The sequence below is a fragment of the Nocardia sp. NPDC051321 genome, from assembly GCF_044455225.1.
Taxonomy (GTDB): domain Bacteria; phylum Actinomycetota; class Actinomycetes; order Mycobacteriales; family Mycobacteriaceae; genus Nocardia.
Genome location: NZ_JBITEM010000001.1, coordinates 572,253 through 594,790 on the forward strand (window position 1 = coordinate 572,253; position 22,538 = coordinate 594,790).

Sequence of the window (22,538 nt, forward strand, 5' to 3'; positions counted from 1 at the left end):
CGGCCGTCGAACCCGTGAGCTACCGGGAGTCGCCCGCCCCGGTGGCGCCCTGGTTGGCACCGCTGATCCTCGCGATTCTGGTGATCGATGCCTTCATCACGCTGGCCATGGAAGTGCTGTACCTGCCGACCTACTTCGGCAGTACCGCGTTCCCGTTGTCGGGTGTGCTGGCCGGTGTGGTGAATATCCTGCTGGTGCTCGGTGTCCGCGCCGTATCGCCGCGCGTGGCAGCGATGTTCTTGCCTTTGGCCGCTTGGACTTTCGGGTTCCTGATCTGTGCGAGCACCGGCCCCGGCGGGGACATCATGCTCGCAAGTGACTGGCGCACTGTGCTTTTGCTGTTCTGCGGCCTGGTGCCGCCGCTGGTGTACATCTACATTCGCGTCAATTCCGGGCTGTTCAGCAGGCGCTAGCGACTGCCGAGCTGGCCCGGTGTCACCGCGTCGATGAGGGCCCATGCTTCATCGAGCGGAATATCGAGCACGTGGTACCGCTTCTTACCCGCGGCGGATGCCGCGACCACGGTGGCTACGCCGGCCCGGCGCTGGAAGAACGACTGCCGCACGGTCCAGCCGATCACGCCGGGCGCTTCCAGGCAGTCGCGATCGCGGCCGAGTGAGCCGGATCGGGTGATCAACCAGCGTGGGCTGGTGGCGGTTTCGGGCAGCACGGTATGGCCGAGGCCGCGATAGCGGTCTTCGGCCAGCGCGATCGCGACCGGGACCAACAGCACGGGAAGCAGCCACCACCACGGCGAAAAGTCCACGCCCGCAACGGCAAAGGCCAGCATGACGAGCGCGGCCACGGCAATGGGCGCCAGCGTGCGGGTGTGCCGCCTGCGGCGGGCGATCGGACCGTGCGCGACCAGCGCTGCGCTGCCGGGCGTCGGACCCGCGGCGGGCGGGGCAATCGCCTTGTCGTGGAACTTGTTCGGAGCGAGCAGGTGGCTCAGCGTGTGCTCGATGGCGGTGCGCGGCGCCTGCGGAAGGATCTTCTGGCGCGGGCTCGCGCCGACCATGATGGCCTCGAGCTCGGCGGCACCGGCCAGCCGCAGCAGCAGCGGCTCGTTCACCGTCGCGCCGCGGAAGCGGGCCAGATCCAGGGTGATCTGGCGAGTGGTGAACAGGCCGTGGCGCAGGTGCAGCGTGCGGCCGTCGTCGATGACGCGCAAGCCGAAATACGTTGCCAGATAACGCGCGCAGGCGGCGAGGCTGACGATGAGCACGATCACCACGAGCAACACGGCGGTGCCGATGGCGATCAGTGCCGCGCCGCCGTTTTCCACCCGCTGCACCGCGTCCGAGCGGAACAGCACCTGGCCGACGCCGTACTGGAACGCAAGGCCGACGATCGGCGCGATGATCGCGAAGCCCGTCAAAGACAGTGGGGCGTAACGAACCCACGCCGGATTCCAGTGTGCGATCTCGCGTTCTGGTGCGGCGTCCTTGCGCTCGGGTTCGGTCGGCTTGTCCAGCGAAACAGGCTGTCCGGCAACGTCTTGCGCCGCACCGCCGGTGTGGGCGAGCAGTGCGGTCCGCAACTCGGGCACCAAACGCGCGTCGAGGGCGTCCAATTTGAACTTCTCACCCGAATCCGCGTGCTGCCCGGTGCCGATGGCGAGCACCGCGAGCCCGAGTAGCCGGTGCAGCAGATCCGCCTCGATGTCCACCGACCGGATCCGGGACCGCGGCACCGCGAGCTTCTTGCGCTGTATCAGCCCGGTACGCAACTCGACATGGGTGGGGCCGACCCGATACGTGGTGGTGAACCAGCGGGTGAGCGCGAACCCGACGATCAATGCCAGCGGGATGATGCTCCACCCATGATTACCGCTGCTGGTGCCGAGGATCACCGACCCGATCAGCACCGGAATGAACTTCACCACCTCGGTGACCGGATGTACCAACAACATTCGCTTGTCCAGCCGCGACCACGGCTGATCGGTCTCCGGCGCGACGGCCTGCGCCGAGGTCATGTCGCGTCGCCCCGATGCTGCGCGGCGATCCGAGTCAGCCTGGTCACCGTCTCCTCGGCCACCGGGAGGTCGAGCTCGGAGATCTGCACCGCGCCCGCGGACGACGCGGTAGTCACCGTCACGGTGGCCAGTCCGAGCAGCCGCGCCAACGGCCCGCGTTCGGTGTCGACGGTCTGCACCCGCGAGATCGGCGCCACCCGGCTCTCCTGGGTGAGCCAGCCGACCCTGGTGTACACGGCCTCCTCGGTGACCTCCCACCGGTGCACCGCGTAGCGCCACCACGGCACCACGCCGATATTCAGCCCGGCCAGCACCAGCGTCACCAGGAACACCGTCAGCTGCCACCCGCGATTGCCGGAGTCGAGCACTGCCCAGACGAGCTGCGCCGCGAACGGAACCACCCAGACCAGGGCGGCCTGAATCGTCCACAAGAGTTTTGCCTTCGGACTGGGGCGCCAGGCCGGATCGGCCATGATCGTGCGCGGCTGCGACATGCCTGCCATGGTTCCATGAACTTCGGCCGTCGGGGCTGCCGATCGGGTGCGGCGCGGCGCAACTCCGACTGCGAGTCGCGGAATTTCGGCGGGCGCCGATGGAATAGCCCCGAGCTTCGCGCAGTTGTCAACGCTCACATGGTGCCTCGCTGTCACAGGGTTCCGTGGTGGTCGCAGCGTCCCTAGCCTGGTGGGTTTGGTCGCTACGCTCACTCATCAGCATCGGAAGGAGACAGGTCCGGATGGTTAGCGCATGATCGAGGACGTGAGTGAACTGCCGAACCCGAGCATTCCTGCTGCACCCCCTGCCGCATCGGCCATGCGCCGGGCGCTGCGACGAGCCCGTGACGGTGTCACGCTGAATGTGGACGAGGCCGCGGTACTGCTGCACGCGACCGGCGACGACCTGAAAGATCTGAGTCGCAGCGCCGCCAGAGTGCGCGACGCGGGGCTGGAATCGGCCGGACGGCCGAAGACCATCAGCTACTCGCGCAACGTCTTCATCCCGCTGACCCGGCTCTGTCGTGACAAATGCCACTACTGCACCTTCGTGACGGTGCCAGGCAAGCTGCGCGCCGAGGGCAAGGGCATGTTCCTTGAACCCGACGAGGTGCTCGACATCGCCCGCCGCGGTGCCGCGCTCGGCTGCAAGGAAGCCCTGTTCACGCTCGGCGACCGTCCCGAGGATCGCTGGCCCGAGGCCGCGCAGTGGCTCGACGAGCGCGGCTACGACTCCACCCTGGACTACCTGCGCGCCGTCTCGATCATGGTGCTGGAGGAGACCGGCCTGCTGCCGCACCTGAATCCCGGTGTGATGTCGTGGGAGGAGATCTCCCGGCTCAAGCCGGTCGCGCAGTCGATGGGCATGATGCTGGAGACCACCGCGACCCGCCTGTTCACCGAGAAGGGCGCCTGCCACTACGGCAGCCCGGACAAGGATCCCGCGGTCCGGCTGCGCGCGATCACCGACGCGGGCAGGCTGTCGGTGCCCTACACCACCGGCCTGCTGGTCGGCATCGGCGAGACGCTGGCCGAACGTGCCGAGTCGATCATGGCGATTCGTAAGCAGCACAAGGCTTTCGGGCACATCCAGGAAGTGATCATCCAGAACTTCCGGGCCAAGGACGACACCGCCATGCGCGATGTCCCCGACGCGGGTATCGAGGAGTTCCTGGCCACCATCGCGGTGACCAGGCTGCTGCTCGGCCCGGACGTGCCGGTGCAGGCGCCGCCGAACCTGGTGTCGCTCGAGGACTGCCTGGCGCTGGTCGATGCGGGCATCGATGACTGGGGTGGCGTGTCGCCGGTGACGGTGGATCATGTGAACCCGGAACGGCCATGGCCGAATCTGGACACGCTGCGCGAGATCACCGAGGCGGCCGGATACCAGCTGGTCGAGCGGACCTCCGCGCACCCGAAGTATGTGCGTGCGGGCAGCCCGTGGATCGACCCGCGGATCGGCGTGCACGTCGCCGCGCTCAGCGATCCGGTCACCGGCTTGGCGAACCCGGACGCGATGCCGGTCGGCCTGCCCTGGCAGGAACCGGACCAGTCCTGGGAATCCGCCGGACGCGTCGACCTCAACACCGCCATCGACACCGAGGGGCGCAACACCGAAAGCCGCAGCGACTCCGCGATCGGCCAGGATGTGGTCGGCGCCTTCGGTGATTGGGACACCATCCGCGAACAGGCCCGCGATCTCGCGGTCGTCGCGCCGGAACGCCTCGATTCCGAGGTGCTCGCCGCGCTGAAGGCCGCCGAGCGCGACCCGGCCGCCCTCTCCGACGCCGAATACCTGGCGTTGGCCACCGCCGACGGCGCGAACCTGGATGCCGTGGCCGCGCTGGCCGATCAGCTGCGCCGCGACACCGTCGGTGACGACGTCACCTACGTGGTGAACCGGAATATCAACTTCACCAACATCTGCTACACCGGCTGCCGCTTCTGCGCGTTCGCCCAGCGCAAGGGCGACGCCGACGCGTTCACGCTGAGCATGGACGAGGTCGCCGACCGGGCATGGGAGGCGCACGTCGACGGTGCCACCGAGGTCTGCATGCAGGGCGGCATCGACCCGGACCTGCCGGTCACCGGCTACGCCGACATCGTGCGGGCGGTGAAACAGCGGGTGCCGTCCATGCACGTGCATGCCTTCAGCCCGATGGAGATCGTCAACGGCGCCTCGCGCGGCGGGCAGAGCATTCGGGACTGGCTGGTCGCGCTGAAAGAGGCGGGCCTGGACACCATCCCCGGCACCGCCGCCGAGATCCTCGACGACGAGGTGCGCTGGGTGCTCACCAAGGGCAAACTGCCCACCTCGGCGTGGATCGAGGTGATCACCACCGCGCATCAGATCGGCCTTCGCTCCAGCTCGACCATGATGTACGGGCACGTGGACAACCCGAAGCACTGGGTCGGACACCTGCGCGTGCTGCGCGGAATCCAGGACGAGACAGGCGGTTTCACCGAATTCGTGCTGCTGCCGTTCGTGCACCAGAGCGCGCCGCTCTACCTGGCGGGCGCCGCGCGACCTGGTCCGACGAACCGGGACAATCGGGCCGCGCACGCGCTGTCGCGGATCATGCTGCACGGGCGGATCGACAACATCCAGACCAGCTGGGTGAAGCTCGGCACCGTCGGCACCAGGGTGATGCTCACCAGCGGCGCCAACGACGTGGGCGGCACGCTGATGGAGGAGACCATCTCCCGGATGGCCGGATCGCAGCACGGCTCGGCCAAGACCGTCGCGGAGCTGGTGGACATCGCCGCGGGCATCGGCCGTCCGGCCCGCGAACGGACCACCACGTACGGCGTTCCGAGGCACAAGGTTTCGGCGCTACCACTCACGGTCGGGTAACGGCGTAGGCTTCCGGCATAGGTCAGCCGATGACGGAAGGCGGGGCCGGTTCGGCGATAGTTCCGCACCTCGATAGTGGCGTGCGGAACATCTGAAGTTAGGCAAGGCTGACCCGGAGTAGCGTGGGGTGTCCGGATAGGGTTTCGCTGGGCGGACTATCCCCGCAAGGTGAGGACAGACTAGGAGAACGGCAGTGCCGTACATCATCGCTGAACCGTGCGTTGACGTGAAGGACAAGGCATGCATCGAGGAATGCCCCGTTGACTGTATCTACGAGGGTGGTCGCATGCTGTACATCCATCCCGACGAGTGCGTGGACTGTGGTGCATGTGAACCGGTGTGCCCGGTGGAGGCGATCTTCTACGAAGACGACACCCCGGACCAGTGGAGCGGCTACGTGAACGCCAACATCGACTTCTTCAACGAGCTCGGCTCGCCGGGTGGTGCCACGAAGGTCGGTCAGGTCGACTACGACCCGCCGTTCATCAAGGAACTGCCCCCGATGGCGAGCGAGTAGCTCTGCCGTGTCCGTCCGTGGCCGGGTCAGCAGTCTGCTCCCCGATTTTCCCTGGGACACCATCGCTTCGGTGAAGGCGAAGGCGGCGACGCATCCCGGCGGGATCGTCGATCTGTCCGTCGGTACCCCGGTGGACCCGGTCGATCCGCTCATCCGCGCGGCCCTGAGTTCGGCGTCGGCCGTGCCCGGCTACCCGGCCACACACGGCACGCCCGAGCTGCGCGCTGCCGCGGTCGACGCGCTCAAGCGGCGCTACGGGATCACCGGACTCGACCCGGCGGCGGTGCTGCCCGCGATCGGCACCAAGGAATTGATCGCGGGACTGCCCAGGCTGCTCGGCCTCGGCGCGGACGACCTGGTCGTCATTCCCGAGGTGGCCTACCCGACCTACGAGGTCGGTGCGTTGCTCGCGGGAGCGCAGGTCGCGCGCGCCGACGGGCTCACCCAGCTCGGCCCGCGCACACCCGCCCTGATGTTCGTGAACTCCCCGTCGAACCCGACCGGGCGCGTGCTCGGCGTCGACCACCTGCGCAAGGTCGTCGAATTCGCCCGCGAACGCGACGTGGTCATCGCCTCCGACGAGTGCTACCTCGGCCTCACCTGGGCGGGGCGCGCCCCCTCGATCCTCGACCCCGAGGTCAGCGACGGCGACCACACGAACCTCCTTGCCGTGCACTCGCTTTCGAAGACCTCCAACCTGGCCAGCTACCGCGCGGGCTTCGTCGCGGGCGACCCCGCCCTGGTCGCCGAGCTGCTCGAGGTGCGCAAGCACGCCGGCATGATGGTGCCGTTCCCCATCCAGGCCGCGATGACCGCCGCGCTCAGCGACGACACGCACGAGGCGCAACAGCGCGAGCGCTACCGGGCCCGCCGCGACGTACTGCGAAAAGCCTTGGAGCAGGCCGGTTTCCGCATCGACCACTCCGAAGCGGGTCTCTACCTCTGGTCGACTCGCGGCGAATCGTGCCGCACCACCCTTGACTGGCTCGCCGACCGCGGCATCCTCGCCGCTCCCGGCGACTTCTACGGTCCCACCGGCACCGAACACGTCCGCATCGCGCTCACCGCCACCGACGAACGCATCGCCGAGGCCGCCGCACGATTGACGGCGTAGACCTCCGCCGGGAGTTGAGCGTGCCGACACGCGCGTACGGTGGGCAAAGGCGTGCGGCGCCTGCTGGCGTTAGCCTGAACTATGGACGCTGTCACGGTTGTTCCTACTCCCAGCAACGAGCCGGTGCACTCGTACGCACCGGGCAGTCGCGAGCGGGAGCTGCTGGTTGCCAAGCTGGCCGAGATCGCCGCGGACACCGTCGAGGTGCCGCTGGTTATCGGCGGTAAACATCGGCCGGGGATCGGGGAGCGGCACAGTATCGTCGCGCCGCATCGGCACAGCCAGGTGCTGGGGACATATACCGATACCACGCATTCCGAGGCGCAGGGGGCGATCGACGCGGCGATGGCCGCGGCGCCGGGATGGCGGACGTTGCCGTTCGACGAGCGGGCCTCGGTGTTCTTGCGGGCCGCTGACCTGCTGACCGGGCCGTGGCGGGAGACGGTGGCCGCGGCGACCATGCTCGGGCAGTCGAAGTCGGCACAGCAGGCTGAGATCGACGCGCCATGCGAGCTGATCGACTTCTGGCGGTTCAATGTGGCGTTCGCGCGGGACATCATGGCGCAGCAGCCGGAGTCGAGTGCGGGGGTGTGGAACCGGCTCGACTATCGGCCGCTGGAAGGGTTCGTCTACGCGATCACGCCGTTCAACTTCACCGCTATCGCCGGGAATCTGCCGACCGCGCCCGCACTGATGGGCAACACGGTGGTGTGGAAGCCGTCGCCGACGCAGACGCTTTCGGCGTTCTACACGATGCGGTTGCTGGAGGCGGCGGGGCTGCCGCCGGGCGTGATCAATATGGTGACCGGTGACGGTGCCGACCTGTCCGAGGTGGCGCTGGCCGATCCGCGGCTGGCCGGGATTCACTTCACCGGATCCACCAAGACTTTTCAGCACCTGTGGCAGCAGGTCGGCGCGAATATCGGCCGGTATCACGGTTATCCGCGGTTGGTTGGCGAGACGGGCGGTAAGGACTTCATCGTCGCGCACCCGTCGGCCGACCCGGATGCGTTGCGGGCCGCGCTGATTCGGGGCGCCTACGAGTATCAGGGACAGAAGTGTTCGGCGGCCTCGCGTGCGTACATCGCGCGTTCCGTGTGGCGCAAGATGGGCGACGAATTCTTGCACCACACCGCGGAGCTGACCTACGGCGACGTGACCGACCTGTCCAATTTCGGTGGTGCGCTGATCGATCAGCGTGCCTTCGACAAGAACGCCGCCGCGATTCGGCGCGCCAGGGATGCCGGGCTCACCATTCCGGTCGGCGGCACCTATGACGACAGCGAGGGCTTCTTCGTGCGGCCGACGGTGTTGCTGTCTGACGATCCGCACGACGAGTCCTTTGCCACCGAGTATTTCGGCCCGATTCTGTCGGTGCACGTCTATGACGATGCCGAACCCGGCTCGTACCAGGCGATATTGGCCGAGGTCGACTCGGCGGCACCGTATGCGCTGACCGGGGCGGTGTTCGCGCAGGATCGCCGGGCGATCGAACAGGCAGGCGCGGCACTGCGATTCGCGGCGGGCAACTTCTACGTCAACGACAAGCCGACCGGTGCGGTGGTCGCCCAGCAGCCGTTCGGCGGCGCTCGCGCGTCCGGTACCGACGACAAGGCGGGGTCCCCGCTCAATCTGCTGCGCTGGGTCTCGGCGCGCACGATCAAGGAAACCTTCGTGCCACCAACCGATCACCGCTACCCGCACATGGGCGAGTGACCCGGTGAATCCGCTGCGTCCCCTCATCCTCGCGGCGGCGGACTCGCCGCTGCTGAAGCGTGCGCTCACCGGCATTCCGGTCACCGCCGATATCGTGCGGCGGTTCGTGGCCGGGGAGGTCAGGGGCGACCTCATCGAGGTCGCACAGACACTGCTGAACAGTGGGCGGATGGTCAGCGTGGACTTCCTCGGCGAGAACACCGCCGACCGGAGCCAGGCCGATGCCACCGTGGCCGAATACCTTTCGCTGATCAACGACTTGGCCGCACTGGACCGTCCGGAACTGCCCGGCATCGACGCCCCACCCGTCGAGGTGTCGGTGAAGCTGTCCGCACTCGGCCAGGCCTTGCCGCTGGACGGACCCGCGATCGCCACCGAGAACCTGCGCATCCTGTGCAGCAAGGCGGCCCAGGCCGACGTCTGGGTGACCGTCGACGCCGAAGACCACACCACCACCGATGCCACGCTGGCCACGGTGCGCGAGCTGCGCGGTGAATTCCCTTGGCTCGGTGCTGTTCTACAGGCATACCTGCGCCGCACCGAGGCGGACTGCCGCGCGCTGTCCGGGCCGGATTCGCGAATCCGGTTGTGCAAGGGCGCTTATCGCGAGCCGCACACGGTCGCCTTCCAACATGCGTCCGAGGTGACCTACTCCTATCTGCGGTGCCTCGAGGTGCTGATGCTCGGTGACGGCTATCCCATGGTGGCTTCGCACGACCCGGTGCCGATCGCCGATGCCGAGGATCTTGCGGCGGAAAGTGGCCGTGGCCCTGAGCGATTCGAGTACCAGATGCTGTACGGCATCCGTGCGGCCGAGCAACTGCGGCTGGCCGCGGCAGGTAGGGCGGTGCGGGTCTACGTGCCCTACGGCAGCCAGTGGTACGGCTATCTCACCAGGCGACTGGCGGAACGGCCCGCCAATCTCACGTTCTTCCTCCGCGCACTGGTCAGCAAATCCTGAAAGTCCCTACACCAGCGGTCTTCCCAGCCGCAGCCGCCTGCGCAGGTCGAACAGGTAGATGTTCAACGGAAACAGCCGTGCCTGCTTCGGCAGCCGGGTGTGCACGACGGAGATGCCGCGCAGCAGCTGGTCGAATCGGCGCTGGTCGCGGTCGGTCCAGGTCATTCGCATCTCGTCGCGTACGTGCTGGGGCAGCAGCCCGGTCACGATGAACCGCTGCAGCTTGGCGAAGGTGAATTGGATTGGCCGCGGCAGCATTTCGAGGTCGATGAGGCCGTCGAAGTACTCGCGCAGGGCGGGTTCGATCCGGTGCTGCGCCAGGTTCTGCTCCCACCAGGGAAAGAACGCCGCGCGGTCGGCGGGCCACAGTTCCGGTCGCATCTGCAAGGTGGTGCCGAGTCGCGCGCTGTACTGGTAGAGCGCCTCGGCGGTCGCCGGATCCAGCGGGCCGTGCATGCGGGTGTAGAGGTCGTCGATGCCCCAGTAGATGGTGGCTGCCACCCACAGTTGCAGTTTCGGATCGAAGGCGTTGTATTTCACCGGGCTCTGCGGTCCGGAGCGGACCGGGCGGTGCGAGTGGTTGACCGCCTCGCGGTAGGCCGCGCGTTCCTCGTCGGAGCCCATCATGGCGACGGCGATGTAGGTGAGCGTGGTGCGCAGCCGCTTGGCCGGGTGCAGGGTGACCTTGCCGCTGTCCACGCTGCTCTCCAGCACGCCGCGGCCCACCGGGCGCAGGCTCAGCTGCATGATGACGTTGGCGGTGCCGCCGAGGAAGGCCGCGATGCCGTCCATGTACGGCTCGACCGATTCCGGCGTAAGCGGTTCGGCTCGACGCGGATCCTGCTCGGGTGCGGTGATGCGCAGCGGGGTGGTCATCATTGACCTCGACTTTCTGTATCCGGTACGGCCCGGACAAGCGAACAGTGAGAAGGTTTTCGCATCACCTTCTCATCGTCTCGTTGATCATGTCAATGATGCGCTGCAATGCTTCTTGTGTCATCGTTTCGGAGACGCGGATAGGGTGGCACGTATGGCGAGGCTGACCAGACTGCTGTCGTTGGTGCGGAGCACCGGTCCCGAGGACGGCAATCAGGCGCGCGTACTCGACGCCGCCCTGCTCGCCTTCCTTGACTTCGGTATCAAGCGAACCAGCATGGTCGAGGTAGCCCGGCGCTGCGGGTTGTCCCTGGCCACGCTGTATCGGCGCTTCGCAAGCAAATCCGAGCTGATCGAGGCGGTCGGGTTGCGGCAGACCCGGGAGTTCGTCGAGGGGGTCGACGCCGCCCTGCAGCGGCAGGTCGATCACGACGCGGGCGCGGAGGAACAGATTGTCGAGCTGTTCGCCGCGTTCATCACCGGGCTGCGGGACAACAAGCTCGTGCACCGGCTGCTGGCGACCGAGCCCGAACTGGTGCTGCCGTATCTCACCATCAAGGGCGCACCGGTGCTCGAGCTCGGCCGGGACTACGTGGCCGAGTTCATCGCCCGGCTGCAGCAGGAGGGCAAGCTGCCCGCCTACGACCCGGCGCCGCTCGCGGAGATGATCGCGCGCACCGCGTTATCGCTGGCGTTGACGCCGCAGACCGTCATCCCGCTCGGCGACGACGTGGCGATCCGGCAGTTCGCGCGCGACCACATCGTGGTGTCGTTCCGGGTGCCATGACCGGGCGTCAGCGGCCCGCGAAGAGTTCGAGGGTGGCCAGCGGCAACGCCCCGAGGATGTCGAGGGTCTGCTCGGTCGCGGTGCCGTGCGTGTGCGCCGCCACCACGAAGCCGGGGCCGTAGGAAGCCGAGGCGACGTCGGGTTCACCGAAATCCGACCAGCCCCACTTGGTTCCGAGCACGAACGGCACCCGTGCGGTGCCCCAATCCTGTTCGGTGCCGTCGGTGGCGTTCTCGCCCGCGGCGGCCATCCATTCCAGGATCGGGGAGTTGGGGTCGGTGCGCAGCTTGGTGTCCAGGAAATCGGTCAGGTCCGCGGTGCTGGTGTAAGCGGCGCCCCAACCGCCCGCGGAGTGCGTGTCGGTCAGCTGGTATTCCGCCGCAACGGATTTGAGTGCCTGCGGATATTTGGACTCCATCGTGGTTGCCGCACCGTCGTCGGAGTAGCGGATCATGCGTTCGGCGAGGTCGCGGTCCGCGCGGGAGCCGTCACCGTGCCGCAACGCGTAGTCGGCGAGGTAGAGCTTCGTCAGCGACAGGCTGGTACGCGACTCGTGTTCGTTCGCGGTGCTCCAGTGCGCGCCGAGGGTGGAGCGGATGGAGATCGCGGTGCGTGGCGGAACCACCGCGGGGTCGGGTGGTTCGGCGCCTGCGGTCGGCGAGAGGAGTGCGCAGTAGGTTGCCGCGGCGGCGGCCGCAGTGGCAACAGTCCGATAGCCCATCGTTTCCTCCTGGCTCGGCCCCCTGGGTGCACTTCGAGATAACACCGCTCAGCGCCGAACAGGTGCCCGCGACACGCAGTTGCTGATCAATTGCCCAGTCAGACGAGTCGCAGGCCGAGGCGGCGCCGCAGGCGCAGGTCGAGCAGGTAGGCGTTGACCGGGAACAGGCGTGCCTGGCGGGGCAGCCAGGTCTGGGTGGTGCCGATGGTGCGCAGGATGCGGCCGAGGGCGCGGTCGTCGCGTGCGGTCCAGGTGAAGCCCATCTGGTCGCGCAGGTGTGCGGGGAGCAGGCCCGCGACGACGAAGCGGTGCGGGCGGGCGAAGACGAGCTGGACCGGCCGGGGCAGCATCTTCAGATCGATCAGGTCGTTGAAGTAGTCGCGGATCGGTGGGTCGATCGTGGTGGCGGCGAGATGGGTGTCCCAGTACGCGGCGAAGGCCTGTCGATCGGCGGGCCACATGTCCTGGCGCACCTGCAGGGTGGTGCCGAAGCGGGCGCTGTAGCGGTAGAAGGCGTCGGCGCTCGGCTCGTCCATCGGGCCGTGCATGCGCTCGTACAGGTCCTTCGCACCCCAGTAAAGGCAAGCGGCTACCCATAATTGGAGGTTGGGGTCGAAGGCGTTGTAGCGCACCGGACTCGACGCGGTCGAACGCACCGGGCGATGCGAGCGGTTCACGGCGTCGCGGTAGTCGGCGCGCTCGGCGTCCGTGCCGAGCATGGCGACGGCGAGGTAGGTGACCGTGGTGCGTAACCGTTTGACCGGGTGCAGCGTGACCTTTCCGCTGTCGACGGTGCTCTCCAGCACGCCGTAGCCGACCGGGCGGGTGCTGAGCTGCATGATGACGTTCGCGGTGCCGCCGAGCAGGCCTGCGATGCCGTCGATGAACCGGGTGATGTCGATATCGTCCGGCAGTTCGGTCTCGTGCGTCGGTGCGTGAAGTGGCCTGGTCATCGTTGACCCCTGTCTCATTGAGAAGGCTATGCGTGAACTGTCTCATCACCTCATCGCGTGTGTCAACGGTCACATCGAAGGTTCATTCACCCGTGATCGGCCGAGGTGTCGGGGGCGCGGTGGGCCGGGCGAAGTAGGTTTGGGCACATGTCGTTCGGTACGCCGCTGCTGCTCAGTTCCCTGAATCCGCTCGCCGTCGCCGGCGGTGCGGATATTCCGGATGCCGTCACCATCGACGGGGTGACGCTCTCGCGCAGTGACCTGCTCGGGGCCGCGACCTCGGTCGCCGAGCGCGTTTCCAGGGCCGAGCGAGTCGCGGTGCTGGCAAAGCCGACGGTGCACTCGGTGCTCGCGGTGGTCGGGTGCCTGATCGCCGGGGTGACGGTTGTGCCGGTGCCGCCTGATTCGGGGACCGCTGAGCTGGCACACATGCTGGCCGATTCCGGAGCGCAGGCCTGGCTCGGCGAGGCGCCTGCGGGCAGCAAGCTGCCGGTGGTGCCGGTGCGGGTGCACGCGAGATCGTGGCATACCTATCCCGAACCCGACGCTGCCGCAACCGCTTTCGTGCTCTACACGTCCGGAACGACCGGCTTGCCGAAAGGTGTTGTGCTCAGCCGCGGCGCGATCGCCGCCGGTTTGGACGCGCTCGCCGACGCGTGGGCTTGGACCGCGAACGATGTTCTGGTGCACGGGCTTCCGCTGTTCCACGTGCACGGCCTTATCCTCGGGCTGCTCGGTCCGCTGCGAGTGGGCAGCCCGCTGGTGCACACCGGCAAGCCGACCCCGCAGGCGTACGCCGCCGCCCACGGCACGCTGTATTTCGGGGTGCCCACCGTGTGGTCGCGGGTCGTCGAAGATCCGGACGCCGCAAAGCAATTGGCCGATGCGCGGCTGCTCGTGTCGGGCAGTGCGCCACTGCCCGTACCGGTCTTCGAGCGGTTGCGCGAGCTCACCGGCCACGCGCCGATCGAGCGTTACGGCATGAGCGAAACCATGATCACCCTGTCCACCCGCGCCGACGGTGAGCGCCGCCCCGGCTGGGTCGGCACCCCGGTGCGCGGCGTACAGACCCGGCTGCGCGACGAATCGGGTGCCGACGTCGCGCACGACGGCGAAAGCATCGGCGGTCTCCAGGTTTCCGGCCCGATGCTCTTCGACGGTTACCTCAATCGTCCCGACGCCACCGCCGAGAGCTGGACCGAGGACGGCTGGTTCAAAACCGGCGACGTCGCCGCCATCGACCCCGAGGGCTTCCATCGCATCGTCGGCCGCGAATCGGTAGACCTCATCAAATCCGGCGGCTACCGCATCGGCGCGGGCGAAGTAGAAACCGCCCTCCTCGGCCATCCCGCCGTCGCCGAAACCGCGGTAGTCGGCCTCCCCGACCCCGACCTGGGCCAACGCATCGTCGCCTTCGTCGTATTACGCGGCCCCGCACCGACTTCCATCGAACAAGACCTGATCAACCATGTAGCCGAACAACTCTCGACCCACAAACGCCCCCGCGAGATCCGCGTCGTCGACTCGCTCCCACGCAACGCCATGGGCAAGGTCCAAAAGAAGCGCCTCACCTGAGCAACGTGTTAGCACCGCCGCGCACGAATCGCGATTTGTGTGCGGCGGGGTGGAACGTGTGCGGCGGCTGGTTAGTCGTTGGCGTGCAGGGCGGCGTTGAGTTCGATGCCGGTTCCCTTGCGGGGCACCACCTCTACCGCTCCGGAGAGGGAGTTGCGGCGGAACAGGAGGTTGTTCTGGCCGCTGAATTCGGAGGCCTTGGCGACGGTGCCGTCGGGGGTGCTGACCTTGGTGCCCGCGGTCAGGTAGAGGCCCGCTTCTACGACACAGTCGTCGCCGAGAGGGATGCCGACGCCCGCGTTGGCGCCGAGCAGCGAGCGCTCGCCGATGGAGATGATGGTGGTGCCGCCGCCGGAGAGGGTGCCCATGATGGAGGCGCCGCCGCCGACGTCGGAGCCGTCGCCGACCACCACGCCGGCCGAGATGCGGCCCTCGACCATGGAGTTGCCAAGGGTGCCCGCGTTGAAGTTCACGAAGCCCTCGTGCATGACCGTGGTGCCGGAGGCGAGGTGCGCGCCGAGGCGGACCCGGTCGGCGTCGCCGATGCGCACGCCGGAGGGGATGACGTAGTCGACCATCCTCGGGAACTTGTCGACGCTGTACACGGTCACCGGGCCGCGGGCGCGCAGCTTGACGCGGGTGGCCTCGAAGCCCTCCACCGCCGCCGGGCCGTGATTGGTCCACACCACATTGCTGAGCAGCCCGAACTGGCCGTCCAGGCTCACCCCGTGCGGGCGGACCAGCCGATGCGAGAGCAGATGCAGCCGCAGGTACACGTCGTGCGCGTCGACCGGGGCGGCGGACAAGTCGGCGATCGTGGTGCGCACCGCGACCACATCGACCCCACGCGCCTCATCGAAGCCGAGCAGCGCCGCGAACTCCGCAGGTGCGTCATCCAGCCGCTTGGTCCCCGTCTCGGCGAACTCGCCGAGCTCCGGACTCGGGTACCAGGTGTCCAGGACGGTCCCGTCCGCGGTCACATTGGCAATACCGACTGCTGCTGCTCCCTGAATGCTCACGACTCCGCCTCGCTAACGCTCGGCTCCGTCGTGCGCATTGGGCGCGCTGTGTTGATGGTTCGCTCGCTTCGCTCACTCACGTCAAAAGAGACTACCGACCCATCGCCACCAGCGGTGAGCCTGCTCCGCCGATGTGCCACACCACACGGCGTACGGATGTGCCGCGCACTGATTCGCGTCATGCGCACGGAGTCGCTGGCTGTGTTGTGCGCGGCTGGCCAAGGCATGCGCGGCCGCGCTCAACACTGCTCGTGCTGTGGTGCGCGTAGGTTGCCAGCGGACTGAATGACAGCTGCGTGGAGGAGTGCGGCGCACTGATTCGCGTCACGCGCACGGAATCGGCGGCTGCTTCGTGCGCGGCGGGCGGATGTGTGCGCGGGGCTTCGGGGGCGGTCGTAGGGTGGGGGCGTGACCCTTGACCTGCGTGCTGACCCGATTACGTTGACTGCCGCCCTTGTCGATATTCCGAGTGTTTCGCGCGACGAGCTGGCGATCACCGATCTCGTCGAGCGGGCGCTGCGGGAGCAGACGAGCGGGTTCGAGGTGGTGCGGCACGGGAATGTGGTGCTGGCGCGGACGAATCGGGGGTTGCCGAGCCGGGTGGTGCTGGCGGGGCATTTAGATACCGTGCCGATCGCCGACAACGTGCCTGGCCATTTCACCGAGAACGAGGCCGGGGAGCGGGTGTTCTACGGATGCGGGTCGGTGGATATGAAGTCCGGCGACGCGGTGTTCCTGCACCTGGCCGCGACGCTGGCCGAACCGGTGCACGACCTGACGCTGATCTTCTATGACTGCGAGGAGATCGCGGCGGAGTTCAACGGGCTCGGAACTATCGAACGCGAGCTGCCGGAGTGGCTGGCGGGCGATCTGGCGGTGCTCGGCGAACCGTCCGGCGGCTGGATCGAGGCGGGTTGCCAAGGGACGCTGCGCGTTCGGCTGTCCACCGCCGGAACGCGCGCGCATTCGGCGCGAGCCTGGTTGGGCGACAACGCGATTCACCGCCTGGCCCCGATCCTGCAGCGGCTGGCCGACTATCGGGCGCGCGAGGTAGACATCGACGGCTGCGTTTATCGCGAGGGACTGTCCGCGGTGCGGGCGGCGGGCGGGGTGGCTGGCAACGTGGTGCCCGACGCGGCCGAGGTGGACGTGAACTTCCGCTTCGCCCCGGACCGCACGGTCGACCAAGCCATCGAGCACGTCCGCGAGGTGTTCGCGGACCTCGAGCTGTCCTTCGAGGTGACCGACTCCGCGCCCGGCGCGCTGCCCGGCCTGACCGCCCCGGCCGCCAAGGACCTGGTCGCCTCGGTGAACAGCCACGGCGGCGGCGGAGTGCGCGCCAAATACGGTTGGACCGATGTCGCCCGCTTCGCCGCCCGCGGCATCCCCGCCGTGAACTTCGGCCCCGGCGACCCCAACCTGGCCCACAAGCGCGACGAGCACGTCCCCGTCGACCAGATCACCGCCGTCACCGCAATGCTGCGCAACTACTTGACCGGCTCGACCGCGTAGGTCCTGGACTGGTTTCGTGAACACCCGGGTAACTCATCGGGCACGGGCCAACCCAGCCGCCACATAACCGCCGGTCGCCAACGTCGCTGGTGTGGCCCGTAAATCTGGCCTGAATACGCGGCGAGCGGATGAGCTAGCGTGGTCGCATGTCCACCGACGCCGCTGACCGCGAGGTTGCCAACACGCAGAAGTCGACAGCCAAGTTTCGCGGGCCGATCATGCTCCGCCGGGACCGCAAGGATGGGACCGGCACTGCCGACCGGAATTTGCTGGACAGGCGCGGCGACACCGATTGGGTACATACCGACCCGTGGCGGGTGCTGCGCATCCAAGCCGAGTTCGTCGAGGGTTTCGGCGCGCTCGCCGAGGTGCCACGCGCGGTCACCGTTTTCGGGTCGGCGCGCACGGGTCAGGACCATCCCGAGTACCAGGCGGGCCTAGCGATCGGCGCGGCGCTGGCCAAGGCCGGTTTCGCGGTGATCACCGGCGGCGGCCCCGGTGCGATGGAGGCCGCCAACCGCGGCGCGTGCGAGGCGGGCGGCTACTCGATCGGCCTCGGCATCGAGCTGCCGTTCGAGCAGAGCCTCAACGACTGGGTCGATCTCGGCATCAACTTCCGCTACTTCTTCGTCCGCAAGACGATGTTCGTGAAGTATTCGGAGGCGTTCATCTGCCTGCCCGGCGGCTTCGGCACCCTTGACGAGCTGTTCGAGGCGCTCACCCTGGTGCAGACCCGCAAGATCACCCGCTTCCCGATCATCCTGTTCGGCAGCAGATATTGGTCCGGCCTGGTCGATTGGCTGCGTGATTCGCTCGGCGGCTCCGGCAAGATCTCGCCCGGCGACCTCGGCCTGATCCACGTCACCGACAGCGTGGAGGAGGTCGTGCAGATCATTCTCGCCAGCGCGGAGGGCAACGGCGCCGACGACGCGCTCGGCACGGAGGACCAGTGGTGAACGAGCACCCTTACGCCGTCTGTGTCTACTGTTCGGCAAGCACCGCCGACACCACCTACCTCGAGCTGGCCGGTCAGGTCGGCACCGAGATCGCCCGGCGCGGTTGGCAATTGGTGTCCGGCGGCGGCAACGTCTCGATGATGGGCGAGGTGGCGACCGCGGCACGGACCGGGGGCGCGCACACCATCGGCGTCATCCCGAAGCATCTGGTGCACCGTGAGGTCGCCGACGTCGATGCCGACGAACTGGTCGTCACCGACACCATGCGGCAGCGCAAACAGATCATGGAGGACCGCGCCGACGCCTTCCTCACCCTGCCCGGCGGCATCGGCACCCTCGAGGAGTTCTTCGAAACCTGGACCGGAGGCTATCTGGGACAGCACAATAAGCCGGTGGTGTTGTTGGACCCGAATGGCTTCTACCGAGGTCTTTTGCAGTGGCTCGACGAACTCTACGACCGTAAGTTCGTGCCCCGATCCGCCATGGACCGCATCACCGTGGTCACTGATCTTTCGTCCGCCTTCGCAGCGCTGGAGGCGTGAGCAACATATTTTCCTGATGAGGAGAGCTACACAGTGAGTTTTGACGGCCGCTCGACGGTGAGCTTATTCAGCCTGGCCAAAAACCTGCCAGCGATGGCACTCGAGGTACCGAGCATGCTGCGCAACGTGGCAGGCATGGCGATCAAGCCGGACGACAAATCCTCAGCCGGGCTGTACTTTCAGCGCGCCGCACATCGCCATCCGGACCGGCCGTTCCTGCGCTTCGAAGGCACCGCCTACACCTACGGTGCGGCCAATGCCGAGGTGAACCGCTACGCCTCGGTGCTGGCCGCGCGCGGCGTGCGGCGCGGCGATGTGGTCGGCGTGCTGATGACGAATCGGCCCGAAACCCTGTTCACCGCACTGGCTTCGGTGAAACTCGGCGCCACCGTCGGCCTGCTCAATCATCACCAGCGCGATCGGGTGCTCACGCACAGCTTCGGCCTGCTGAACAGCGTGCTCAACGTGGTCGGCGAGGAATGTCAGGAAGCGCTGGACTCGCTGGCCGAGCCGCTCGCGAATGTGTTGTCCGCCAACGATTTGCAGGCCGCCGCGCAGGGCGCGGATGCCACCGACCCGCCGGTGTGCGCGGAAATCACCGCGAAGGAACGCGCTTTCCTCATCTTCACCTCCGGCACGACGGGTCTGCCCAAGGCCAGCGTGATGACGCACCTGCGCTGGACCAAGAGCTTGGCAGGCATCGCCGGACTCGGAATCCGCCTGCGCGGCAACGACACTCTGTATTGCTGCCTGCCGCTGTACCACAACAACGCGATGACCGTCGCACTGTCGGCGGTGATCGGCTCCGGCGCCACCTTCGCGCTCGGCAGGCAGTTCTCGGTCTCCAGGTTCTGGGACGAGGTGATCCGTGAGGAGGCAACGGGATTCATCTACATCGGTGAACTGTGCCGCTACCTGCTGAACCAGCCTGCGAAGCCGACCGACCGGCAGCACAAGGTCCGGCTCGCCGTCGGCAACGGCCTGCGTCCGGAACTGTGGGACGAGTTCAAGAAGCGATTCGGCATCAATCGGATCGTCGAGTTCTACAGCGCCAGCGAAGCCAACATCGCCTTCATCAACGCGTTCAGCGTCGACCGCACCGCGGGCTTCGGGCCGCTGCCGTACGCGGTGGTCGAATACGACGACGAGACCGGAAAAGTCAAGCGGGACAAGGATGGCCGGCTGCACCGGGTCGGCACCGGCGGTGTCGGGCTGCTGCTGTCCAAGGTGACCGACCGCTCACCGTTCGACGGCTATACCGACAAGGACGCCTCGGAGGCGAAGCTGGTCCGGGACGGCTTCGAGCAGGGCGACATCTGGTTCGACACCGGCGATCTCGTGCGCAACCAGGGCTGGCATCACATCGCGTTCGTGGACCGGCTCGGCGATACCTTCCGCTGGAAGGGCGAGAACGTCGCGACCACCGAGGTCGAGGGCGCGCTGACGCGATCGCACGCGCTCGCCGAGGCGGTCGTCTACGGCGTAGATGTGCCGGGCGCCGACGGTAAGGCGGGCATGGCCGCGGTGACGCTGAGTCCGGATATCGAGTTCGACGGCAAGGCGCTCGCCGACGAGGTCTACCAGCAGCTGCCCGGCTACGCCGTTCCGCTGTTCATCCGCGTGGTCAAGGAGCTGGAGCAGACGTCCACCTTCAAGAGCCGCAAGGTCGAACTGCGCAAGCAGGGGTACGCGCCGGATGGCGACGGCAACCTGTACGTCCTGGCAGGCCGCTCCGAAGGCTACGTCCCCGCCTACGACGACTATCCCGCCGAAGTAGCGGCAGGTCGCGCTCCGAAAAACTGAGTTTGGTACAGCCGCCACAGCTGATCACGTGAGTACATGGGTAACTCACCGGGTACGGGCCGACTCCAGTGCTCTCGTGCCGCCGGACGCCGGCGAGACCGTTGTCGCACCTGAGTCTGGCCTGAATACCCGGGGTGGCGGAACAGCTAGCTACAGTCAGAGGATGTTCAGTACCACCGCAACGCCGCTTCCTACGTTGTGCGGCAAGCCGGTGGCGACCGATCGGGCGCTGGTGATGGCGATCGTGAATCGCACCCCCGATTCGTTCTATGACAAAGGGGCCACCTTTACCGACGAGGCGGCCATGGCGGCCGTTGCCCGTGCGGTGGACGAGGGCGCGGATCTGGTCGATATCGGCGGCGTGAAGGCGGGTCCGGGCTCGCTGGTCGATGCCGCCGAGGAATCGCGCCGGGTAATCCCGTTCGTTGCGGCCATTCGCGCGAAATACCCGGAGCTATTGATCAGCATCGACACCTGGCGTGCCGAGGTGGCGCTGGCCGCGGTGCGGGCGGGCGCGGACCTGATCAACGACACCTGGTCCGGCGCCGACCCGGGCCTGGTCGAGGTGGCCGCCGAACACGGCGTAGGAATCGTGTGCAGCCACACCGGCGGTGCGATCCCGCGCACCCGCCCGCATCGGGTCCGCTACGCCGACATCGTGGCCGAAGTGACCGATACCCTGGTGCGCGCGGCCGAAAACGCGGCCGCGGCGGGTGTGCGCGAGGATTCGATTGTGATCGATCCGACCCATGATTTCGGCAAGAACACTTATCACGGGCTCGAGTTGTTGCGCGGAGTGGACGTTCTTGTAAATACCGGGTGGCCAGTCCTGATGGCACTCAGCAACAAGGATTTCATCGGGGAGACTCTAGGTGTCGATCTTTCCGAACGGTTGGAGGGCACATTGGCAGCGACAGCTTGGTCGGCAGCCGCCGGCGCCCGGCTCTTCCGCGTCCACGAGGTCGCCGCGACCCGGCGAGTGGTGGACATGATCGCCGCGATCCAAGGCATCCGGCCCCCAGCACGCACCCTGCGAGGTTTGGTATGAAATTTCACCACCCCCACAGCCGCGAAGACCGCCCCGCGTGGGCGACGACAAATACCTGGGACAGCCCCTTCTGGTCGGTCGACGAACTCGTCGCCGCCAAGGACGGCCGCACCGTTTCGGTGGTGCTGCCCGCGCTGAACGAACAAGACACCGTCGCCGACGTGGTGGCCAGCATCATGCCGCTGCTCGGCACCCTGGTCGACGAGCTGATCGTGCTCGATTCCGGCTCGACCGACGCCACCGCCGAACGGGCCCGTGCCGCGGGTGCCGAGGTGATCAGCCGTGAACAGGCGGTGCCCGAGTTGGACCCGGTGCCGGGCAAGGGCGAGGTGCTGTGGCGCTCGCTGGCCGTCGCCAGTGGTGATCTGATCGCCTTCGTCGACTCCGACCTCATCGACCCGGATCCGGAATTCGTGCCGAAACTGCTCGGCCCGCTGCTCACCGTCGAGGCGATGCACCTGGTCAAGGCCTACTACCGCAGGCCACTGCGGCAGGGCGGCGCGGTGGACGCGCACGGCGGCGGCCGGGTCACCGAACTCGTCGCCCGCCCGCTGCTCGCCGCGCTGCGTCCCGAGCTTTCTCAGGTGCTGCAACCGCTGGGCGGTGAGTACGCGGGCACTCGCGAGTTGCTCACCTCGGTCCCGTTCGCGCCGGGCTACGGCGTGGAGATCGGGTTGCTGCTCGATACCTTCGACCAGCTCGGCCTGTCCGCGATCGGGCAGGTGAACCTGGGGGTACGCACCCACCGCAATCGTCCGCTGGCCGATCTCGGCGTGATGAGCAGGCAGATCCTCGGCACCGTGCTCGGCCGCAGTGGCGTGCAGGACTCCGGGGCGGCGCTGACCCAATTCCCGCTGATCGGCGATGCCTTCAGCGCGCAAAGCACCGAGGTGTCGCTGGCCGATCGCCCGCCGATGATCACGCTGCGCCCCGAGTGGGCGGCTGCCTGACCGATATCTCGACGCGCGAACCCGGGTGCCGGTGGCACCCGGGTTCGTTGCTTTTCTCGAAAACCATGGGCTGACAACGCATGCTCGCTGTTTGACGAGCGTGTTTGCTGACTGGACGCTAGAGTGTTGTTCGGTCTTACGTTCGCATTCTGTACTGCACGACGC

20 protein-coding genes are annotated in these 22,538 nt (G+C 67.4%); 14 read left to right on the forward strand and 6 right to left on the reverse strand.

The annotated features are described in order from the left end of the window. Positions 1–14 precede the first annotated feature (14 nt). Positions 15–413, forward strand: a complete 399-nt coding sequence (locus tag ACIA8C_RS02705) for a hypothetical protein (RefSeq protein WP_397130501.1) — start codon at positions 15–17, stop codon at positions 411–413. Here the strand turns inward: ACIA8C_RS02705 and ACIA8C_RS02710 are convergent. Both ACIA8C_RS02710 and ACIA8C_RS02715 read right to left on the reverse strand, forming a co-directional pair. After that, complete coding sequence (locus ACIA8C_RS02710) at positions 410–1,975, reverse strand: PH domain-containing protein (protein ID WP_397130502.1); 1,566 nt, start codon at positions 1,973–1,975, stop codon at positions 410–412. The genes ACIA8C_RS02705 and ACIA8C_RS02710 overlap by 4 nt on opposite strands. After that, the gene (locus ACIA8C_RS02715) at positions 1,972–2,469 is read right to left on the reverse strand and encodes a PH domain-containing protein (RefSeq protein WP_396994048.1); all 498 of its coding nucleotides are present in this window, start codon (positions 2,467–2,469) and stop codon (positions 1,972–1,974) included. Before ACIA8C_RS02715 ends, ACIA8C_RS02710 begins: the two co-directional genes overlap by 4 nt. A 253-nt stretch (positions 2,470–2,722) precedes the next feature. On the opposite strand from ACIA8C_RS02715, the gene ACIA8C_RS02720 reads away from it, so the two are divergent. From ACIA8C_RS02720 to ACIA8C_RS02740, 5 genes are all read left to right on the forward strand, one after another. Continuing rightward, on the forward strand, positions 2,723–5,323 hold the full coding sequence (locus tag ACIA8C_RS02720; RefSeq protein ID WP_397130503.1) for a bifunctional FO biosynthesis protein CofGH: 2,601 nt from the start codon (positions 2,723–2,725) through the stop codon (positions 5,321–5,323). Between the two features lie 193 nt (positions 5,324–5,516). Beyond that, positions 5,517–5,840 carry a ferredoxin gene (gene fdxA / locus ACIA8C_RS02725; RefSeq protein WP_357381081.1) on the forward strand — a complete coding sequence of 108 codons (324 nt, stop codon included), beginning with the start codon at positions 5,517–5,519 and terminating at the stop codon, positions 5,838–5,840. 7 nt (positions 5,841–5,847) lie between these two features. After that, complete coding sequence (gene dapC, locus ACIA8C_RS02730; RefSeq protein WP_397130504.1) at positions 5,848–6,954, forward strand: succinyldiaminopimelate transaminase; 1,107 nt, start codon at positions 5,848–5,850, stop codon at positions 6,952–6,954. Positions 6,955–7,035: 81 nt separating this feature from the next. Then, entirely contained in the window at positions 7,036–8,670 is a 1,635-nt protein-coding gene (gene pruA, locus ACIA8C_RS02735) for an L-glutamate gamma-semialdehyde dehydrogenase (protein ID WP_397130505.1), read from the forward strand. A gap of 4 nt (positions 8,671–8,674) precedes the next feature. Then, complete coding sequence (locus ACIA8C_RS02740) at positions 8,675–9,631, forward strand: proline dehydrogenase family protein (protein ID WP_397130506.1); 957 nt, start codon at positions 8,675–8,677, stop codon at positions 9,629–9,631. Between the two features lie 6 nt (positions 9,632–9,637). Here the strand turns inward: ACIA8C_RS02740 and ACIA8C_RS02745 are convergent, their stop codons facing one another. Then, a complete protein-coding gene (locus tag ACIA8C_RS02745; RefSeq protein WP_397130744.1) occupies positions 9,638–10,507 on the reverse strand; it encodes an oxygenase MpaB family protein in 870 nt (289 codons plus the stop codon). 154 nt (positions 10,508–10,661) lie between these two features. Here ACIA8C_RS02745 and ACIA8C_RS02750 point away from each other — a divergent pair, with 154 nt between their 5' ends. After that, complete coding sequence (locus ACIA8C_RS02750; protein ID WP_397130507.1) at positions 10,662–11,294, forward strand: TetR/AcrR family transcriptional regulator; 633 nt, start codon at positions 10,662–10,664, stop codon at positions 11,292–11,294. Between the two features lie 7 nt (positions 11,295–11,301). On the opposite strand, the gene ACIA8C_RS02755 is transcribed toward ACIA8C_RS02750, so the two are convergent. Both ACIA8C_RS02755 and ACIA8C_RS02760 read right to left on the reverse strand, forming a co-directional pair. Beyond that, positions 11,302–12,015 carry a hypothetical protein gene (locus ACIA8C_RS02755; RefSeq protein WP_397130508.1) on the reverse strand — a complete coding sequence of 238 codons (714 nt, stop codon included), beginning with the start codon at positions 12,013–12,015 and terminating at the stop codon, positions 11,302–11,304. Between the two features lie 98 nt (positions 12,016–12,113). Then, positions 12,114–12,968 carry an oxygenase MpaB family protein gene (locus tag ACIA8C_RS02760; RefSeq protein ID WP_397130509.1) on the reverse strand — a complete coding sequence of 285 codons (855 nt, stop codon included), beginning with the start codon at positions 12,966–12,968 and terminating at the stop codon, positions 12,114–12,116. A gap of 147 nt (positions 12,969–13,115) precedes the next feature. Between ACIA8C_RS02760 and ACIA8C_RS02765 the strand changes: the two genes are divergently transcribed. Beyond that, positions 13,116–14,543, forward strand: coding sequence for an acyl-CoA synthetase (locus ACIA8C_RS02765; protein WP_397130510.1), 1,428 nt, complete (start codon positions 13,116–13,118; stop codon positions 14,541–14,543). Positions 14,544–14,614: 71 nt separating this feature from the next. Here ACIA8C_RS02765 and dapD read toward each other — a convergent pair whose 3' ends face one another. Further along, positions 14,615–15,562, reverse strand: a complete 948-nt coding sequence (gene dapD / locus ACIA8C_RS02770) for a 2,3,4,5-tetrahydropyridine-2,6-dicarboxylate N-succinyltransferase (protein ID WP_397130511.1) — start codon at positions 15,560–15,562, stop codon at positions 14,615–14,617. 408 nt (positions 15,563–15,970) lie between these two features. On the opposite strand from dapD, the gene dapE reads away from it, so the two are divergent. The 6 genes from dapE (at position 15,971) to ACIA8C_RS02800 (ending at position 22,373) form a co-directional block, all read left to right on the forward strand. Beyond that, entirely contained in the window at positions 15,971–17,074 is a 1,104-nt protein-coding gene (dapE, locus tag ACIA8C_RS02775; protein ID WP_397130512.1) for a succinyl-diaminopimelate desuccinylase, read from the forward strand. 146 nt (positions 17,075–17,220) lie between these two features. Next, a complete protein-coding gene (locus ACIA8C_RS02780; RefSeq protein ID WP_397130513.1) occupies positions 17,221–18,030 on the forward strand; it encodes a TIGR00730 family Rossman fold protein in 810 nt (269 codons plus the stop codon). Continuing rightward, positions 18,024–18,572 carry a TIGR00730 family Rossman fold protein gene (locus tag ACIA8C_RS02785; protein ID WP_397130514.1) on the forward strand — a complete coding sequence of 183 codons (549 nt, stop codon included), beginning with the start codon at positions 18,024–18,026 and terminating at the stop codon, positions 18,570–18,572. The genes ACIA8C_RS02780 and ACIA8C_RS02785 overlap by 7 nt, the downstream gene beginning before the upstream one ends. Positions 18,573–18,605: 33 nt before the next feature. Beyond that, a complete protein-coding gene (locus ACIA8C_RS02790; protein ID WP_397130515.1) occupies positions 18,606–20,375 on the forward strand; it encodes a long-chain-acyl-CoA synthetase in 1,770 nt (589 codons plus the stop codon). A 163-nt stretch (positions 20,376–20,538) separates the two neighbouring features. Continuing rightward, complete coding sequence (gene folP, locus ACIA8C_RS02795) at positions 20,539–21,423, forward strand: dihydropteroate synthase (RefSeq protein WP_397130516.1); 885 nt, start codon at positions 20,539–20,541, stop codon at positions 21,421–21,423. Further along, entirely contained in the window at positions 21,420–22,373 is a 954-nt protein-coding gene (locus ACIA8C_RS02800; RefSeq protein WP_397130517.1) for a glucosyl-3-phosphoglycerate synthase, read from the forward strand. The genes folP and ACIA8C_RS02800 overlap by 4 nt, the downstream gene beginning before the upstream one ends. Positions 22,374–22,538 lie beyond the last annotated feature (165 nt).

Bases quoted from the DNA above. Each gene is read 5' to 3' on its own strand.
- ACIA8C_RS02745 (WP_397130744.1), bottom strand. From the start codon at position 10,507: ATGACCACCCCGCTGCGCATCACCGCACCCGAGCAGGATCCGCGTCGA.
- ACIA8C_RS02750 (WP_397130507.1), top strand. From the start codon at position 10,662: ATGGCGAGGCTGACCAGACTGCTGTCGTTGGTGCGGAGCACCGGTCCC.
- ACIA8C_RS02780 (WP_397130513.1), top strand. From the start codon at position 17,221: ATGTCCACCGACGCCGCTGACCGCGAGGTTGCCAACACGCAGAAGTCG.
- folP (WP_397130516.1), top strand. From the start codon at position 20,539: ATGTTCAGTACCACCGCAACGCCGCTTCCTACGTTGTGCGGCAAGCCG.
- ACIA8C_RS02800 (WP_397130517.1), top strand. From the start codon at position 21,420: ATGAAATTTCACCACCCCCACAGCCGCGAAGACCGCCCCGCGTGGGCG.
- ACIA8C_RS02755 (WP_397130508.1), bottom strand. From the start codon at position 12,015: ATGGGCTATCGGACTGTTGCCACTGCGGCCGCCGCCGCGGCAACCTAC.
- ACIA8C_RS02710 (WP_397130502.1), bottom strand. From the start codon at position 1,975: ATGACCTCGGCGCAGGCCGTCGCGCCGGAGACCGATCAGCCGTGGTCG.
- ACIA8C_RS02760 (WP_397130509.1), bottom strand. From the start codon at position 12,968: ATGACCAGGCCACTTCACGCACCGACGCACGAGACCGAACTGCCGGAC.
- pruA (WP_397130505.1), top strand. From the start codon at position 7,036: ATGGACGCTGTCACGGTTGTTCCTACTCCCAGCAACGAGCCGGTGCAC.
- ACIA8C_RS02720 (WP_397130503.1), top strand. From the start codon at position 2,723: ATGATCGAGGACGTGAGTGAACTGCCGAACCCGAGCATTCCTGCTGCA.
- ACIA8C_RS02765 (WP_397130510.1), top strand. From the start codon at position 13,116: ATGTCGTTCGGTACGCCGCTGCTGCTCAGTTCCCTGAATCCGCTCGCC.
- ACIA8C_RS02715 (WP_396994048.1), bottom strand. From the start codon at position 2,469: ATGTCGCAGCCGCGCACGATCATGGCCGATCCGGCCTGGCGCCCCAGT.